18 protein-coding genes are annotated in these 15,090 nt (G+C 59.1%); 7 read left to right on the top strand and 11 right to left on the bottom strand.

The features are described 5' to 3' along the window. The first annotated feature begins 5 nt into the window (after positions 1-5). Positions 6-434 (top strand): protein tyrosine phosphatase family protein, encoded by a 429-nt coding sequence (locus ACR0L9_RS12745; protein WP_170397163.1) that lies wholly within the window; start codon positions 6-8, stop codon positions 432-434. Positions 435-439: 5 nt separating this feature from the next. Here the strand turns inward: ACR0L9_RS12745 and ACR0L9_RS12750 are convergent, their stop codons facing one another. The 5 genes from ACR0L9_RS12750 to ACR0L9_RS12770 form a co-directional block, all read right to left on the bottom strand. Further along, entirely contained in the window at positions 440-1,534 is a 1,095-nt protein-coding gene (locus ACR0L9_RS12750) for a FliM/FliN family flagellar motor C-terminal domain-containing protein (protein WP_480895807.1), read from the bottom strand. A gap of 77 nt (positions 1,535-1,611) precedes the next feature. Beyond that, positions 1,612-4,293 carry an ATP-binding protein gene (locus ACR0L9_RS12755; RefSeq protein WP_170397168.1) on the bottom strand — a complete coding sequence of 894 codons (2,682 nt, stop codon included), beginning with the start codon at positions 4,291-4,293 and terminating at the stop codon, positions 1,612-1,614. Then, positions 4,281-4,601 carry a hypothetical protein gene (locus ACR0L9_RS12760; protein WP_170397170.1) on the bottom strand — a complete coding sequence of 107 codons (321 nt, stop codon included), beginning with the start codon at positions 4,599-4,601 and terminating at the stop codon, positions 4,281-4,283. Before ACR0L9_RS12760 ends, ACR0L9_RS12755 begins: the two co-directional genes overlap by 13 nt. Then, positions 4,598-4,978, bottom strand: a complete 381-nt coding sequence (locus ACR0L9_RS12765; protein ID WP_170397172.1) for a response regulator transcription factor — start codon at positions 4,976-4,978, stop codon at positions 4,598-4,600. The genes ACR0L9_RS12760 and ACR0L9_RS12765 overlap by 4 nt, the downstream gene beginning before the upstream one ends. A gap of 78 nt (positions 4,979-5,056) precedes the next feature. Continuing rightward, positions 5,057-6,352, bottom strand: a complete 1,296-nt coding sequence (locus tag ACR0L9_RS12770; RefSeq protein ID WP_480895808.1) for a short-chain fatty acyl-CoA regulator family protein — start codon at positions 6,350-6,352, stop codon at positions 5,057-5,059. Positions 6,353-6,528: 176 nt separating this feature from the next. Between ACR0L9_RS12770 and ACR0L9_RS12775 the strand changes: the two genes are divergently transcribed. The 4 genes from ACR0L9_RS12775 to aat all read left to right on the top strand — a co-directional run bounded on the left by ACR0L9_RS12775 (position 6,529) and on the right by aat (position 9,749). Further along, entirely contained in the window at positions 6,529-7,065 is a 537-nt protein-coding gene (locus ACR0L9_RS12775; RefSeq protein ID WP_170397176.1) for a helix-turn-helix domain-containing protein, read from the top strand. Positions 7,066-7,214: 149 nt separating this feature from the next. Continuing rightward, entirely contained in the window at positions 7,215-7,709 is a 495-nt protein-coding gene (accB, locus tag ACR0L9_RS12780; protein WP_170397178.1) for an acetyl-CoA carboxylase biotin carboxyl carrier protein, read from the top strand. Between the two features lie 9 nt (positions 7,710-7,718). Further along, a complete protein-coding gene (gene accC, locus ACR0L9_RS12785) occupies positions 7,719-9,065 on the top strand; it encodes an acetyl-CoA carboxylase biotin carboxylase subunit (RefSeq protein WP_170397180.1) in 1,347 nt (448 codons plus the stop codon). 51 nt (positions 9,066-9,116) lie between these two features. Then, positions 9,117-9,749, top strand: coding sequence for a leucyl/phenylalanyl-tRNA--protein transferase (gene aat / locus ACR0L9_RS12790; RefSeq protein WP_480895809.1), 633 nt, complete (start codon positions 9,117-9,119; stop codon positions 9,747-9,749). On the opposite strand, the gene ACR0L9_RS12795 is transcribed toward aat, so the two are convergent. From ACR0L9_RS12795 to ACR0L9_RS12820, 6 genes are all read right to left on the bottom strand, one after another. After that, positions 9,713-10,072, bottom strand: a complete 360-nt coding sequence (locus tag ACR0L9_RS12795; protein WP_170424191.1) for a DUF2155 domain-containing protein — start codon at positions 10,070-10,072, stop codon at positions 9,713-9,715. The genes aat and ACR0L9_RS12795 overlap by 37 nt on opposite strands. Next, complete coding sequence (gene mlaD / locus ACR0L9_RS12800; RefSeq protein ID WP_480895810.1) at positions 10,069-10,521, bottom strand: outer membrane lipid asymmetry maintenance protein MlaD; 453 nt, start codon at positions 10,519-10,521, stop codon at positions 10,069-10,071. The genes ACR0L9_RS12795 and mlaD overlap by 4 nt, the downstream gene beginning before the upstream one ends. Before the next feature lie 10 nt (positions 10,522-10,531). Continuing rightward, complete coding sequence (locus ACR0L9_RS12805) at positions 10,532-10,915, bottom strand: NADH:ubiquinone oxidoreductase subunit NDUFA12 (protein WP_010443266.1); 384 nt, start codon at positions 10,913-10,915, stop codon at positions 10,532-10,534. 79 nt (positions 10,916-10,994) lie between these two features. Then, on the bottom strand, positions 10,995-11,357 hold the full coding sequence (locus tag ACR0L9_RS12810; RefSeq protein ID WP_170397754.1) for a RidA family protein: 363 nt from the start codon (positions 11,355-11,357) through the stop codon (positions 10,995-10,997). 62 nt (positions 11,358-11,419) lie between these two features. Then, positions 11,420-12,685 (bottom strand): ATP-dependent Clp protease ATP-binding subunit ClpX, encoded by a 1,266-nt coding sequence (gene clpX / locus ACR0L9_RS12815; protein ID WP_170397188.1) that lies wholly within the window; start codon positions 12,683-12,685, stop codon positions 11,420-11,422. Positions 12,686-12,821: 136 nt separating this feature from the next. Beyond that, a complete protein-coding gene (locus ACR0L9_RS12820) occupies positions 12,822-13,454 on the bottom strand; it encodes an ATP-dependent Clp protease proteolytic subunit (RefSeq protein ID WP_170564807.1) in 633 nt (210 codons plus the stop codon). Between the two features lie 309 nt (positions 13,455-13,763). On the opposite strand from ACR0L9_RS12820, the gene ACR0L9_RS12825 reads away from it, so the two are divergent. Both ACR0L9_RS12825 and ACR0L9_RS12830 read left to right on the top strand, forming a co-directional pair. Then, positions 13,764-14,105, top strand: a complete 342-nt coding sequence (locus ACR0L9_RS12825; protein WP_170397190.1) for an ArsR/SmtB family transcription factor — start codon at positions 13,764-13,766, stop codon at positions 14,103-14,105. A 99-nt stretch (positions 14,106-14,204) separates the two neighbouring features. Then, on the top strand, positions 14,205-14,342 hold the full coding sequence (locus ACR0L9_RS12830; RefSeq protein WP_010443271.1) for an entericidin A/B family lipoprotein: 138 nt from the start codon (positions 14,205-14,207) through the stop codon (positions 14,340-14,342). Positions 14,343-15,090: the final 748 nt, after the last annotated feature.

Here is a 15,090-nt window from a genome sequence, read left to right on the forward strand (position 1 = left end):
TTGCCATGGAGATTCGACCGATAACCCCCCGCTACGCCGTCTCACCTCAGATTTCGGTGGAGGACGTGCCAGCCATTGCCGAGGCCGGTTTCGTCAAGGTGATCTGCAACCGTCCCAATACCGAAGTTCCGCCGGATCAGCAGTCAGACGCCATCGGTCAAGCCGTTCGCGAGGCCGGGATGGAATATGAGGTTCTGGAGTTGACACACCAGACGATGACACCGGAAAACGTGGCGCTGCAACGCGATCTGGCCGAAAGCTGCAGCGGGCCGGTTCTGGCCTATTGCGCCTCTGGCACACGATGTTCGGTGGTCTGGGCGCTGGGACAGTGCGATCGGCTAAGCACGGATGAAATCCTCGATGCGACCGGAAAAGCGGGCTATGCGCTCGACGGGTTACGCCCGGCATTGGAACAGCTGCGAGGGCGCGGGTAAGCCCCTTAATCGCGGCCCTTGCCTTCGGGCGCTGGCAGACCGGCGAGGTGCGAGATTTCCGTGACACGCTGTTCGGAACTGGCAGGCAACAAGTCGTCGGGTTCCAGGAGGGAATCCTCGGTCGTCAGATCATGCGCTACAATATCGTCATCAAGCGGGGACGACATCTCGTCATCCGGGGCCGAGGGCGTCAAGCTTGATTTGCTGGCCAGAAATCCGGCGCAGTCCTTGGCGGGCAACGCAGTAGGAGGGCCTTGTTCGTTGATCCGTACCGCACGCATTCCGCCGCACTGACCCAGACGTCCGATGGCGGTTCGGGCACGATCGATTGACAGAACTTCAACCCGATCCACCCGCGCGCCCTGCAGCGGCAGAACATCCCCGACGGACAATTCCGAAAGCGCTGTCAACGGCAAAGACAGGCGGCAGATCACGGTGTTCAGCTCAGCCCGAATTACCCCGGATGCCTGATCAAGATTCACCCCCGATTGGGTGATATCCGCAACCTGTTCCTGATCCGAGAGCGGGCGTTCGGGCAGCAGGATACTGACCTCGCCCTGACGCGGACCACCGGCAAGTTCGACCGTCAGATCAAACATGCGATAGACCTCATCCACCAGCGCCAGGTTCAGTGCGCGCCGACCTTCGGCGCGTGAGGTGAACTCATACCCGGACAGGCTGGCCATGTCTGCCGGGGACTCAACCAGTTTAAGCGCCCTGCTCAGCATATCCTCGATCAGAGGGGCGACCATGGCAGCGTCGGTGTCGGTAAACGCACGCTCGGGTGGTGGGTCAGAGGTGACCATGGCAATCGTTTGCTGCTGGACGATGGCAGAGACGCAACCCGGGTCCAGACAGGCCGCAGCCAGGCCGCCCTGATCCGAGGTAAACAGCAGCATCAGCCACCCCTCATTCAGCCGGTCGGCTATATCTTCCTGCGCGCGTACGGCCTGCTTTGCCCCGATGACCGACAGCGCGAGCCCCATGCTTTCGCCGGAGGCGCGTGCCAACCCCAGCCGCAAGGCGCGCAGGACCGAGCGGGGCGTGTCGGCACCGCATTGCCCCGCTGAAAGCTTTCGTGCCAGTGCTGATTTGGTCATGGCCCCGTTCCGCCGTTTGTCGATGCGATGACAATTTGTCTAACCCGGCGGAGGTTACGAATGTCTTTATGACGCCCTCATTGCGCGGCCTGACGGAAGGCCAGCGGAAGGCTGACGCGGAAGGCCGCCCCTCCCTGCCCCGGCAGATAGGCAACTTCGCCGCCCAAGCGCTGCATAATCTCTCGGCAGATCGCCAGCCCCAACCCTGCCCCGCCTGCCTTGTCCGAGCCGACGCGGGCAAATTTTTCGAATACCATCGATTGCGCCTCGGCCGGGATACCACCACCGTTGTCGATGAAATCGATTACCACTTGCCCGCCGACATCATGGGCCGAGATGGTCAGCACCGGTTCAATGGCGTCGCAATATTTCTGGGCGTTGGAAATCAGGTTGATGAACACCTGCCCCAGCCGATCGAGATCCGTGTGCAGCGGGATACGTTCACTTGCGCGCACCCGCCGTACGCCAATCTTTCGATCACTGCCCGCCAGCGCGCTTGAAACGGCGCGGTCCAGAACTTCGCTTAGGGTGGCTTCGCCCATGTTCAGGCTAACCTGGCCGCTTTCCAGCACGCTAAGGTCGAGCAGATCATCCAGTAGCCGGGTCAGACGCAGCGATTCATCATGTATGATCGCAGCATAACGGATTTGTTCCTCGGCGCTGAGGCCATCGGTGTCGCGCATAATTTCAGAAAACGCCCGAATCGAGGTCATGGGCGTGCGCAATTCGTGGCTGACCTGGCTAAGAAACGCGTCTTTCTGTTTCGAGACTTGCGTAAGCTTGGCATTCGCCTCGCGCAATTGCCGCGCTGTGCGGCTGAGCTCAGTCGATTTCGCCTCAAGCTGGCTGGAATATTCCAACATCTGCGCGGACTCGTCGGCAACGGCCAACAGGTCTTCGACAGACACAGACGCCCCGCCAACGATCTGACCGATCATCGCATGCGCGGTTGCGGCCCCGACCGAGCCGCTGAGTTCGCGTTCCAGCCGTTCCAGAAACTGCGGCGTGGGCTCGGGCAGTCGTCCGGGGCGACCATTCTGGCGCTCGGCTTCGGCTTGAAAGAACTCTTGCGCGGGAATAGTGCCCAGAATCCGCTGGGTCATGATCATCAGGTCTTCGCTTTGCGCCACCGAACCAGTCCAGCCACGGGCTGAAACCGAATGGTCAAATACATTTACGAATTGCGCACCCTGAAGGCGTTCCAGCGGGCTGGGGAAGCTGAGCATCGAGGCGACGCAGAAGGCGATTGTATTCAGCGACAGCGACCACATGACCGTATGCACCATCGGGTCGATCCCTTCGATCCCGAACAACGCCTGCGGGCGCAGCCAGCCCCAGCCGAAGGGTCCGTTTTCAATCACCGATGCCGGGACAATGCCGCCACCCATGCCAGGCAGCAGCAGTGTGTAAATCCAGAGAAAGAACCCGACGCTGAGCCCGACCAACGCCCCAGTTCGGGTCGCGCCGCGCCAGAACAGGCCACCCACCAGTGCGGGCAGAATCTGGGAAATCCCGGCAAAGGCCACCAGCCCGATCGAGGTCAGGGCAGCCCCGCCCCCCGAAAGCTGGAAGTAGAAATAGCCCAACGCCATGATCGCCGCGATCGAGACGCGCCGCGCCATCAGCACGACTGTTCGCACATCACCAGAGACCGACGCGGTGCCTTCCTGCGTATTCAGCCAGATCGGCATGACCACATGGTTCGAGACCATGGTTGACAGCGCCATCGCGGTAACGATCACCATTGATGTGGCCGAGGAAAACCCGCCGATGAACGACAGCATCGCCAACCAGTCATTGCCCTGCGACAGCGGCACGGTCAGCACAAACAGGTCGGGGTTCGAGCCTTCGGGCATCAGGTCCAACCCAACGACGGCGATGGGCACGACAAACAAGCTCATCAGCAGCAGGTAGAGCGGAAAGGCCCAGGCGGCGGTGCGCAGGTGGCTTTCATCGTCATTCTCGACCACCATGACCTGAAACATCCGCGGCAAGCAGACAAAGGCCGCCGCCGAAAGGAAAATGAAAGTGGTCCAGCGCCCGGCATCCACATGCCATTGGCCAATTTCCGAGGCATCGATCTGATCCATCATCGGCCCCAAGCCGCCAGCGACGCCCCAGACAACAAAGATGCCAACGGCCAGAAGGGCGAAGAGTTTCACCACAGATTCCAACGCAATAGCGGTAACAACGCCGTGGTGGCGCTCATTGGCATCCAGATTGCGCGTCCCGAAGAGGATCGCGAAGACGGCCAAGCCCGCCGCGACCCAGAACACACTGGAGCCTTCGCGATAGAGACCTGAGGGATCGGCCTCGGCAAAGATCGAAAAGGACAGTGTGATCGACTGCAATTGCAGCGCGATATAAGGCGTGCCGCCCAACACCGCCAGAATGGTCACGCAGACCGCCAGTGTGTTGGACTTGCCGTATCGTGACGAGATCAGGTCAGCGATCGACGTCACGCGCTGGCTGCGTCCGATGCGCACGAGTTTGCGCAGGCCCCACCACCAGCTGATCATCACCAGTGTAGGACCCAGATAGATGGTTACGAATTCAAGCCCAGAACGCGCGGCGTTGCCAACCGCGCCATAAAACGTCCATGCAGTGCAATAGATCGACAGTGACAGGGTGTAGATCAGCGGGGAACGCAACCATTTCCCGCCGCCACGCGCAGCCAGCCGGTCCGCTGCGAAGGCGACGCCGAACAGAAGAACCACATAGCCCAGACAGACCAGAATCAGGACATTCAGGGTTGCCATGTCTCGGCCTCGGGCTCGGCAGTCTCGCGCGCGGTCATGCGTTTGGCGACGAAGCCGAAGATCACGCTGATCAGGATCAGAACACCCCAGCACGCAAAGATGTAGAACATGGCCGTCGACAGCGACAGAGCCTCGGCGCCTGCGCTATCATCCGGCCATAGAAGCGGCAGCGCGAGCATTGCGGCACCTAGAAACGGCAGCAGCCGCGCTGCATCCGCCAGCCTGCGCCGACGATAGCTTTGCCGTTCCAGAAACAGGGACGGACGAACTGGCGAGGGCCGATCTTTGCCGTCGCCCGCGGAGCTCATAACTGAGACGCCTGCGCATGCAGGTCGCGCACCGCTGTCAGGACTTCGGTGTTCGAAAACGGCTTGGTCATGAATCGGCTGACCCCTGCCTGCTCGGCCATTTCACGATCGCGGGATTGCCCGCGCGCGGTCAGCATCAAAACCGGCAACGCCTTCATATCATCATGTTCGCGCAGATCACGCAGCACATCCATCCCGCTTTTTCCCGGCAACATCACATCCAGAATCACCAGATTGGGCCGCGCGGACAGAATCACCTGCACCGCATCCGTTCCCTCGGCATGGGTTTCAACCTGCCACCCCTCGCGTGTCAGCAGAAACCGGATCGCCTCGGTGATGTTGGGCTCATCCTCGATCAACAGAACCTTGCGGCTCATATTTGCATATCCTCCCCATGACGGATTGCACGTCCGGCCACCCGTCCAGCCCAGATTAAGCGCTGTGTCACGAAACTGTCAAAACCCTTCGCTCAGGATCGATGGCTCGCGCCGCGCGCTGCATTCGCGTTTCGGGCATATCCGACAACTGGCTCCGGCTTGCGCCGCGTTTTCCGCAGGCTGCACCGTGTCTTCGACCGGCAGCACCAGCATGACCGAACGATAGACCGGCTCGGCCCCGAATTCCTTAGCTGGCTGAGGGGTTGCGATTGCAAAACACTCAAACTCAGCAGCGGTTCGACCAAGCTGAACGACCCGTTTCCGGATCGGGACCAAGGGCCGATTCAAGGCGGTGAACAAGGGCCAGAGCGGACAGGCCTCGCCATGGCGCGGCAGGGCAAACCCCGGCGCGGGTTTAAAAAACAGAACGCTGCCGGAGGCGTCGCAAATCACCAAGCCAGCCGGACGCGCCAGCGTGCCTTCAGGCAGAAAGGCCAACCGTCGCAGCACCGTAGCAAGGTCCACTGAAAACACCGTCGCCAACGCCAGAGGATCGGGGTTTGCTGCATCCAGCGCGGCACACACCTGATCCAGCGGCATAGCGCGCGCGTCGGCGGCATAAAGGTCCAGCAACCCCGAGGCCACAGTGTTGGCTGCAGCGGAATCGAGCCCATCCAGCGGCACTTCGGTCAATTGCCCGCCGGCTTCGAGTTCCGGGAAATGATATCCTTGCTCGGCAAAAAACGCCTCGACCGCGTCCAGTGGGATACCGCGCAGATCGCGTTGCCCGTCACTGTCATCCAGATAGGTCACCAGCGCTTTGGAGCTTTCGGCCAGTCGTTCGGCATCCTGATGCAAGTTGCGATGGAACCGGTCGCGCCATTCCGGTTCGATCTCTCCCGGTTCAGCCAAGATTGCAGCTGTTGAGCGGATGGCGGCGGCGGTCGACAGCACCTCGTGCATTGAGGCCGCCAGATGCGGGTCATGGGTCAGTCGGTCGGAAAGAACTTCGACAGTGCGCTCCAGCGACACTACGCGGCGATGCATCTGCGCCAGAACACCCGACCAACCAGGAAAGCGGCCGGCGAATTCTTCCAGCCCGTCCACCTCGGCCTTTTGACCGACTGCATCCGCCGCGGCCTCGCGCAGAGCGGCGATGAGCGTCTCTTCGATCCCTTTTGTCAGCAGCGACGGCTCGACGGACAAAGCCGCCGCGATATCGACGAGCAGTTTGCCCCCAATGCGGCGGCGGTTGTGTTCGATCAGGTTCAGATACGATGCCGAAATCCCCACCTGCCGCGCCAGTTCCGCCTGTCGCAGCCCAGAGATTTGCCGTCTTTCGCGTATCCGGCTGCCGGTCAGCGTGTTGCGCATGGCGTTTATGTCCTTGGCTACTGCGGCTGGATTTGCAGATTAACTAAGTATTTATTATCTGTTGCTGACTAATTTTCAAAGAAGATTTACAGCTTTGACAACAGCAACAGAAAGAAACCCACCCTTTCCTGCCGCCCACCCTTCTCTTTCGACGCAATACCCGTCACCATAAGAACATGAGCGATCCCGCCTTTGAATACGCCCCCATCGGCCTTGTTGAGCTTGAGAACCGGATCATCCGACGGTGCAATCTGCAATTTGCGCGGACCTTTGGCGGGGATGAGGTTGACTATCGCAACATGCCCCTGCTGCATCTTTATCCTTCGGTCGCCGATTGGGAACGGATCGGCGCGCGTAGTCTGCAGGTGATGCGCGATACAGGCTATTACACAGACGAACGGGTGATGCGGCGACGCGACGGTGACCTGTTCTGGTGCCGCGCGCGGGGGCGTTCGCTGACGCCAGACGATCCGTTCCGGCACGGGATATGGAGCTTTTCGGACATCTCGGAAGAGCGCCCCTTGGTGCAATTGACAACCCGCGAACGCGAAGTGGCCATCCTGTCATGCCGGGGTTTATCCGCGAAGGAAATTGGCGTTGAACTTGGGCTAAGTTACCGCACGATCGAGGCCTATCGCGCCCGACTTTTGGAAAAATACGGAGCCCGCAAGCTACCAGAACTGGTCGCAAAATTGTCTGGAACGCCGCTGTAATCGCGACAGCCCTCGTAATTCGCGCAAAAACCCCCATTTGGCAGGCTTAGACGGCGCTTTTCATGGCCGTCTGCATGGCTTATAACCCTGCGTAATCAAACCAAGCCCGCAGCAAACAGACGGGCATAGGGGAACCTTCGAGGACACTCATGACAGATACCAAACACGAAGCGGATGTCGCGTTTATCAAGGCACTGGCCGAACTGCTGCGCGAGAATGACCTGACCGAATTGCAGGTCAAGCGCGAATATGGCGAGGAAGACAGCCTGAATGTCCGTGTCAGCCGCATGTCGCAGACCGTGGCCGCTCCGGTTCAGGTTGCGGTTCCTGCGGCTGCACCGGTTGCCGCACCTGCTGCCGCGCCTGCCGCTGCCGAAGCGCCCGCTGCCGTGGATGATCCCGCCAGCCATCCAGGCGCTGTGACCTCGCCCATGGTAGGCACGGTTTACATGCAACCGGAACCGGGCGCGCCTGCGTTTATCTCGGTCGGTGCATCGGTCTCGGAAGGTGACACGCTATTGATTGTCGAAGCCATGAAGACAATGAACCACATCCACGCACCCAAGTCGGGCACCATCAAACGCATTCTGGTCGGCGATGGTGATGCTGTGGAATTCGGCACGCCTCTGGTCATCGTTGAGTAAGGCGGGCCCATGTTCGACAAAATCCTGATTGCCAACCGAGGCGAGATCGCCCTGCGTGTGATCCGTGCTGCGCGCGAGATGGGGATCAAGACGGTTGCCGTGCACTCCACCGCCGACAGCGATGCGATGCATGTGCGCATGGCGGACGAATCGGTCTGCATCGGCCCCCCGCCCAGCCCGCAAAGCTATCTGTCCGTGCCCGCGATCATCTCGGCCTGTGAAATCACCGGCGCGCAGGCGATCCATCCCGGCTATGGCTTCTTGTCCGAGAATGCCGAGTTCGTGCAGATCGTCGAAGATCACGGCATTACCTTCATCGGACCCACCGCCGAACATATCCGCGTGATGGGTGACAAGATCACCGCCAAGGACACGATGAAGGAACTGGGTGTCCCTTGTGTTCCGGGTTCTGACGGCGGTGTGCCAACGCTGGCCGACGCCAAGCGCATTGGTGAAGAGTTCGGCTATCCCGTCATCATCAAGGCAACCGCCGGTGGCGGCGGTCGCGGCATGAAGGTGGCACAAAACGCCGATGAGATGGAAAGCGCCTTCATGACCGCACGCGCCGAGGGCAAGGCCGCCTTTGGCAATGACGAGGTCTATATCGAGAAATATCTGACAACCCCGCGCCATATCGAGATTCAGGTCTTCGGCGATGGCAAGGGAAAGGCAGTGCATTTGGGCGAACGCGACTGTTCGCTGCAGCGCCGCCACCAGAAGGTGTTCGAAGAAGCCCCCGGCCCCAGTATCACGCCGGAAGAACGCGCCAAGATCGGTAAGATCTGTGCCGATGCGGTCGCCAAGATCAACTATATCGGCGCAGGCACCATCGAGTTCCTCTATGAAAACGGCGAGTTCTACTTCATCGAGATGAACACGCGTCTACAGGTGGAACACCCCGTGACCGAAGGCATCTTCGGCGTCGATCTGGTGCGCGAACAAATCCGCGTCGCCGCTGGTGAGGACATGTCGTTCGGTCAGGACGATCTTGAGATCAATGGCCACGCCATCGAGGTTCGCATCAACGCGGAAAAACTGCCGAACTTCTCGCCCTGCCCGGGCAAGATTACGGCCTATCACGCGCCAGGTGGTCTGGGCGTGCGGATGGATTCCGCGCTCTATGACGGCTATTCGATCCCGCCATATTACGACTCGTTGATCGCCAAACTGATCGTTCAGGGCCGTGACCGGGCTGAAGCTTTGGCCCGTCTGGAACGTGCTTTGGGCGAGTTGATCGTCGACGGTATCGACACCACCGTGCCGCTGTTCCACGCCCTGCTGCAGGAACCCGACCTGCACAGCGGCGAGTACAACATCCACTGGCTGGAGCACTGGCTTGCGGAGAACATGGCCTAATCTGACCAAAGGGCCGAAGGATAACCCCCCTTCGGCCCCGAGGCACCCGGCATGAGCCTTTCCCCTGAACTTCTGCTCCATGGCTATTCCATCGGCATTTTTCCGATGGCTGAGCATCGCGACGACCCCGAGTTGTTCTGGGTCGACCCGAAGTTTCGCGGCGTGTTCCCGCTGGATGGGTTCCACATCTCCCGCAGCCTAGCGCGGCGTATCCGGACCTGTGGGTTTTCGGTAAGCATCAATCGCGATTTTGCGGGCGTCGTGGATGGCTGCGCCGACCGATCGGATACCTGGATCAATCCCGAACTGCGCCGTCTGTATCAGGAACTAAACCGGACCGGCCGCGCGCATTCCCTCGAAGTCTGGGACGGCGCTTCACTGATTGGCGGCGTTTACGGTGTAGTCCTCGGCGCGGCCTTTTTTGGCGAAAGCATGTTCTCGCGTCGCACGGACGCATCGAAGATTGCACTTGCCTATCTGGTGGATCGACTGCGCCAAACCGGGTTCACGCTGTTCGATACGCAGTTTCTGACGGCGCATCTGGCCTCGTTAGGCGCGATTGAGATCCCGCGTGCGGTTTATCATAGCGAATTGAAACAAGCGCTTGACCTGAAAGCAGATTTCACCGCTGATCTGCAGCAGACCCCTCAGGGTGTGATACATCGGATCACCCAGACATCGTAGCGGGCGTGATCCAACGCGTTCAGCGCGGGTGAGGTCGCAATCATCCAGCCATCAAACAGCTGCTGCGCCTTACCCTGCTCCCAGATGGTCAGATAGGCAAAGGCGTCACCTGTCGGGTTTTCGGCTGGATAGCGACAATCACCCAGCGCGACATCCAGACCAAAGACCGACGTGGTCTCGCCGTTCTGCATTTCGATGTCCACCGTCTGCCCGCTGACCTTGTCCAACCCGCGCAACATTGCGCCAGGGCCGGATTCGACCTTTTGCTGCGCAGCAGCTCCGGTTGCGGTGACTATCAGAGCCACCAGTGCAGGGCGGATCATTCGCTTCCGTCCCCGGCCACGAATTTGACCAGCAACGAGATCAGGCTGACCGCGCCTTGCGTATCGGTAATCTCATCACCCGCCTCAAAATAGAACGGGGAACCGCCCGGCATAACCTCAACAAAGTTGCCACCCAGCAAGCCTTCGGAAGAAATCACAACGGCGCTGTCGTCTGGAATAAGAATACCATCTGCCACGGAAAACTGAGTATCCGCGCGGTACGTGTCCGAGTTCAGCGTAACGCCCGTCACAGTCCCGATCTTGACGCCGGCAAGGCGGACATCGGTGCCGACGCCGACACCTTCCAGCGAGCGGAAAGACGCGCCCAGCTCGTATCCTGCGCCGGATTGAGACAGGCCTGTGGATTGGCTGGCGTAAACACCGAACGCAATGGCGCAGGCCAGCACGGCACCGCCGACGATAACTTCGGTCTTCGTATGATTAGACATCTGGCCTCGCTTATTCCGGGCTCCACGCCTCGTAATCGCTACGTTCAACCGGATCGGCACGACGCAGAGAACCGGCAGGTGCATAGGCCAGCGCGGTGCCGGTCAGATTCTCCTGATGCGGTTTTTCCCAGGACTTGTGCGCCAGAGGTTTATCGGTTGGCGGTTCATCCCATGTGCGGTGCAGCCAGCCATGCCAATCGGGATCGATCCGGCTGGCCTCGGCTTCGCCATTGAAAATCACCCAGCGCTTGCTGTCGTCGGCATTGCGATAGAACACGTTGCCCTCGTCGTCCTCACCGACCTTGATCCCCTTGCGCGCAGTGTAGAACTGCGTGTTCAGGGTGGCCCCGTTCCACCAGGTCACGGCCCGCAAAAGACTGTTCAGGATTCCCATCGGCTGCCTCCGGCATTTCTGTCCCCGAAGATATGGACCAAAGGCACGCTAAGGTCCAGTACTGCCAGCGCTACCTGCGTCATTCCGGCAGGATAGCGGTGACTTCAATTTCAATCCGGTATTTCGGATCGATCAATCCACATTCGATCATCGTCGCTGCAGGAGGGTTCGCACCAAAGGTTTCGGCCAGAATGGGCCAGCAAGGTTCAAATTCGGTTCGATCCGGCAGCATATAAGTGATGCGCACGACATCAGAGAATGAAGCACCCGCCTCGGCCAGCGCGTTTTCGATGATAGACAGCGCCGAGCGGCATTGCTCCACGACCGTTTCACCTTGCCCAACAGTTCCCGCAACATGAACCCAACCACCCGCGACAACCGCGCGGCAATAGCCAACCTTGGCTTCAAACTCACCACCCGAAGAGATACGTCTTACTGTCATCGTGTCCTCAAACGAAAACGGCGCGGACATTGCCGCGCCGTGTGTGCATTAATCTATGCGGTTCAACCCGCCGAAGCCGATTCCGCCGCGTCTGCGTAGATGATCAAAGGCTGAGAGTCCGACGTCACAGCCTCTTCGTTGACCACAACTTCGGTCACGTTCTTCATGCCCGGCAGTTCGAACATTGTATCCAGCAGGATGTCTTCCAGGATAGAACGCAGACCACGTGCACCGGTTTTACGCTCGATCGCTTTCTTGGCGATCGCCTTCAGCGCATCATCAGTAAAGGCCAGTTCCGCATCTTCCAACTCAAACAACCGCTGGTATTGCTTGACCAGAGCGTTCTTCGGGCTGGTCAGGATGGTGACCAAAGCGTCTTCGTCCAGATCTTCCAGCGTCGCCAGAACCGGCAGTCGGCCGACGAATTCGGGGATCAGGCCAAATTTCAGCAGGTCTTCGGGTTCCAGATCCTTGAAGATCTCGCCCACGCCGCGCTCGTCATTGTCACGCACGTCGGCACCAAAGCCCATGGCCGAGCCTTTGCCACGCTGTGCAATGATCTTGTCTAGTCCGGCGAATGCACCGCCACAGATGAACAGGATGTTCGTGGTATCCACCTGCAGGAATTCCTGCTGCGGATGTTTGCGCCCACCCTGCGGCGGAACGCTGGCCACGGTGCCTTCCATCAGTTTCAGCAGGGCCTGCTGAACGCCCTCGCCCGATACGTCGCGGGTGATCGAAGGGTTTTCAGACTTGCGGGTGATCTTATCGACCTCGTCAATATAGACGATGCCGCGCTGTGCGCGTTCGACATTGTATTCGCTGGCCTGCAGCAGTTTGAGGATGATGTTTTCAACATCTTCACCCACATAACCGGCTTCGGTAAGCGTGGTCGCGTCCGCCATCGTAAACGGCACGTCCAGAATCCGCGCCAGCGTTTGCGCCAGCAGGGTTTTGCCGCAGCCGGTGGGGCCAATCAGCAAGATGTTGGATTTTGCCAGTTCTATATCGCTGCCCGCTTTCTGGGCATGATTGAGACGCTTGTAGTGGTTATGTACCGCAACCGACAGCACCCGCTTGGCGGTGGCCTGACCGATCACATAGTCATCCAGCACTTCGCAGATATCCTTGGGTGTTGGCACACCGTCCGAGGATTTCAGACCGCTGGCCTTGGTTTCCTCGCGAATGATATCCATGCACAGCTCGACACACTCATCGCAGATGAACACGGTCGGGCCTGCGATCAGCTTACGCACCTCATGCTGGCTTTTGCCGCAAAAGCTGCAATAGAGCGTGTTCTTGCCGTCACCGCCTGAATTCGTCGCCATGCTTTACCCCTCGGGCTCCGTCTCAGCGGCCCCTCTCAAGGACCGCGCTTGCCGTATATGCCTGCAGCTTAGGCCAGCGTTCTGGCAGCTACAATCTCAAAATCATCCCTCACGCCGGACGCGCGCGGATTTGAACCTAGGCCTCTTCACCATCCATCTTGGCGCGGTTCTCGACGATCTCGTCGATATGGCCCCAATCCTTGGCCTCTTCCGGGCTCATGAAGTTGTCACGATCCAGCGCCTTTTCAACCGCCTTTTTGGTCTGCCCGGTATGGCGCACATAGATGTCATACAGGCGATCTTTCAGCTTTTGCGTCTCGGCCGCGTGGATCATGATGTCGCTCGCCTGGCCCTGATAACCGCCGCTGGGCTGGTGCACCATGATCCGGCTGTTAGGCAGCGAAAAGCGCATTCCCTTCTCGCCCCCGGCCAGCAGAACCGAACCCATCGACGCCGCCTGACCGATCACCAATGTGGAACATTTCGGCTTGATATACTGCATTGTGTCGTAAATCGACAAACCACTGGTGACCACGCCACCGGGAGAGTTGATGTAGATCGAGATTTCCTTGTTCGGATTTTCCGCCTCAAGGTGCAGCAGCTGAGCGACCACCAAATGGCTCATACCGTCATGGATGGGGCCGTTGATGAAAATGATCCGCTCTTTCAGAAGGCGCGAGAAGATGTCGTATGCGCGCTCGCCTCGGCTGGTCTGCTCGACGACCATGGGGACGAGTGTGTTCATATATGTATCAACTGGATCGAACATTCGGAACCTGCCTGTTTTGCGATGGATCGGGACATTACCCGAAGAGTAGTTACCCGAGTCTTAGTGCCGCCACAGGGGGGCTGCAAGGGGGGCCGAACGTTCCCACGAATTCCGTCTACCTGCACGACCCGAATGCACACGCCGCTACAGGTCGGTTGACGGATTGCGCGGAAACGTGCTGGTTACATCACGCTATTTTGATCCATGCATATGGAAATACATGCCTGGAAATTGTACCAAGAGTTCTCGCTGCGGATGCGGCGCCGGTCAGGCGTCGGGATTCGGCGGCACTAACGAGGGAATACGATCATGGCTTTTCCGCAAATGACCGAGGATATGTCACCCGGCGACCTTGACCGGATGGTTGAAAACGCAACGCGCGCGTCGAACTTTCTGAAAGCCATAAGCCACGAAGGGCGTTTGATGATCCTGTGTCACCTCGTCTCGGGCGAGAAATCCGTTACTGAACTGGAACAATTGCTATCGGCCCGCCAAGCCGCCGTTTCTCAGCAACTGTCGCGGCTCAGACTTGAGGGGCTGGTTGTTCCTCGTCGCGAAGGCAAGGCGATATATTACCGGCTGGCAGATGATCGACCAGCCCGAATACTGGAAGTGGTGTACGAACTGTTTTGCGCTCAGGATGCGACCTGAGCCTAGTTTTTAGCCCTTCGAAATCGGCCATGCAAAACCTGTAGCTATGGCCCGGGAAAGCTGCTAGTCAATTCGAAACAAGCACTTATGGAGCAACCGATGATCCGCGCAATTCTGATTGGCCTGGCCCTGTTCACCTTGACCGCATGCGAAACCGCAAAGGGCGCTGGCAAAGATATCGAAAACGCCGGAGATGCCATCCAGAACGCGGCCGAGGACGTGCAGGAAAACATCTGATCGTGACGGGATGTTGCGTTCAGGCAACGCTTACCCGCAATATGTAGTTGCCACGCCGACTCAACCCGAGTAGTGTGCCGGTACAGGTGCATAGACGCGGCATTGCATTTCTGACACTTTGACGGGGTTCTTTTGCGCAAGCGAAAGAACCCCGTTCTGGTCCGGAGGGTGGTGCGTGGTAGCCTGTATGAACCTTGGGTTCTCAAAAAGGAAAAGGCGTCAGGTGCTCAGACGCGGTCTTTGCATGCATCCTTGCGGACACTCCTGACGCCTTGCCGGTCCGTTCCGCCCGAGGGGCTTCCCGGTCCAGTTGCCTCGGCCCCCGAAGGGACTTTGGCCACTGCCACACGCGCTATGTCGCGTCGCAGTCCGCGCGGACCTTCTGAGAGGCTGAGCATTTAACCCGAACCGAAGCCCAGACCACTTGCTCCACCACCGGTAAGCCATTGCAACTAAAAACAAATCCTAAAATCCGCCTTCGTTGCTGTGGCCCCCCTGGCCCTTGCGTCCCGCCCCTGTTCCGAAGATCAGAAGCAGTAACCAGACTGTTACATCAGCGTCATGATCCGGCAAGAAAATAGCACTGCAGCATAAAAATTAAACGGGGATAAGCTGTTGATATCCGCCGGGAGAGCCATGTGGATAACCCGAGAATTCGCGTCATCGCGCAGGCTTGGGGATGGAAAAAGTCAAATATGGATCGCCGACCAGAATTCGCTTGGTTTCTGCACCTGCGAAGGTCCCGTGC

Source organism: Ruegeria sp. I3 (assembly GCF_056532525.1).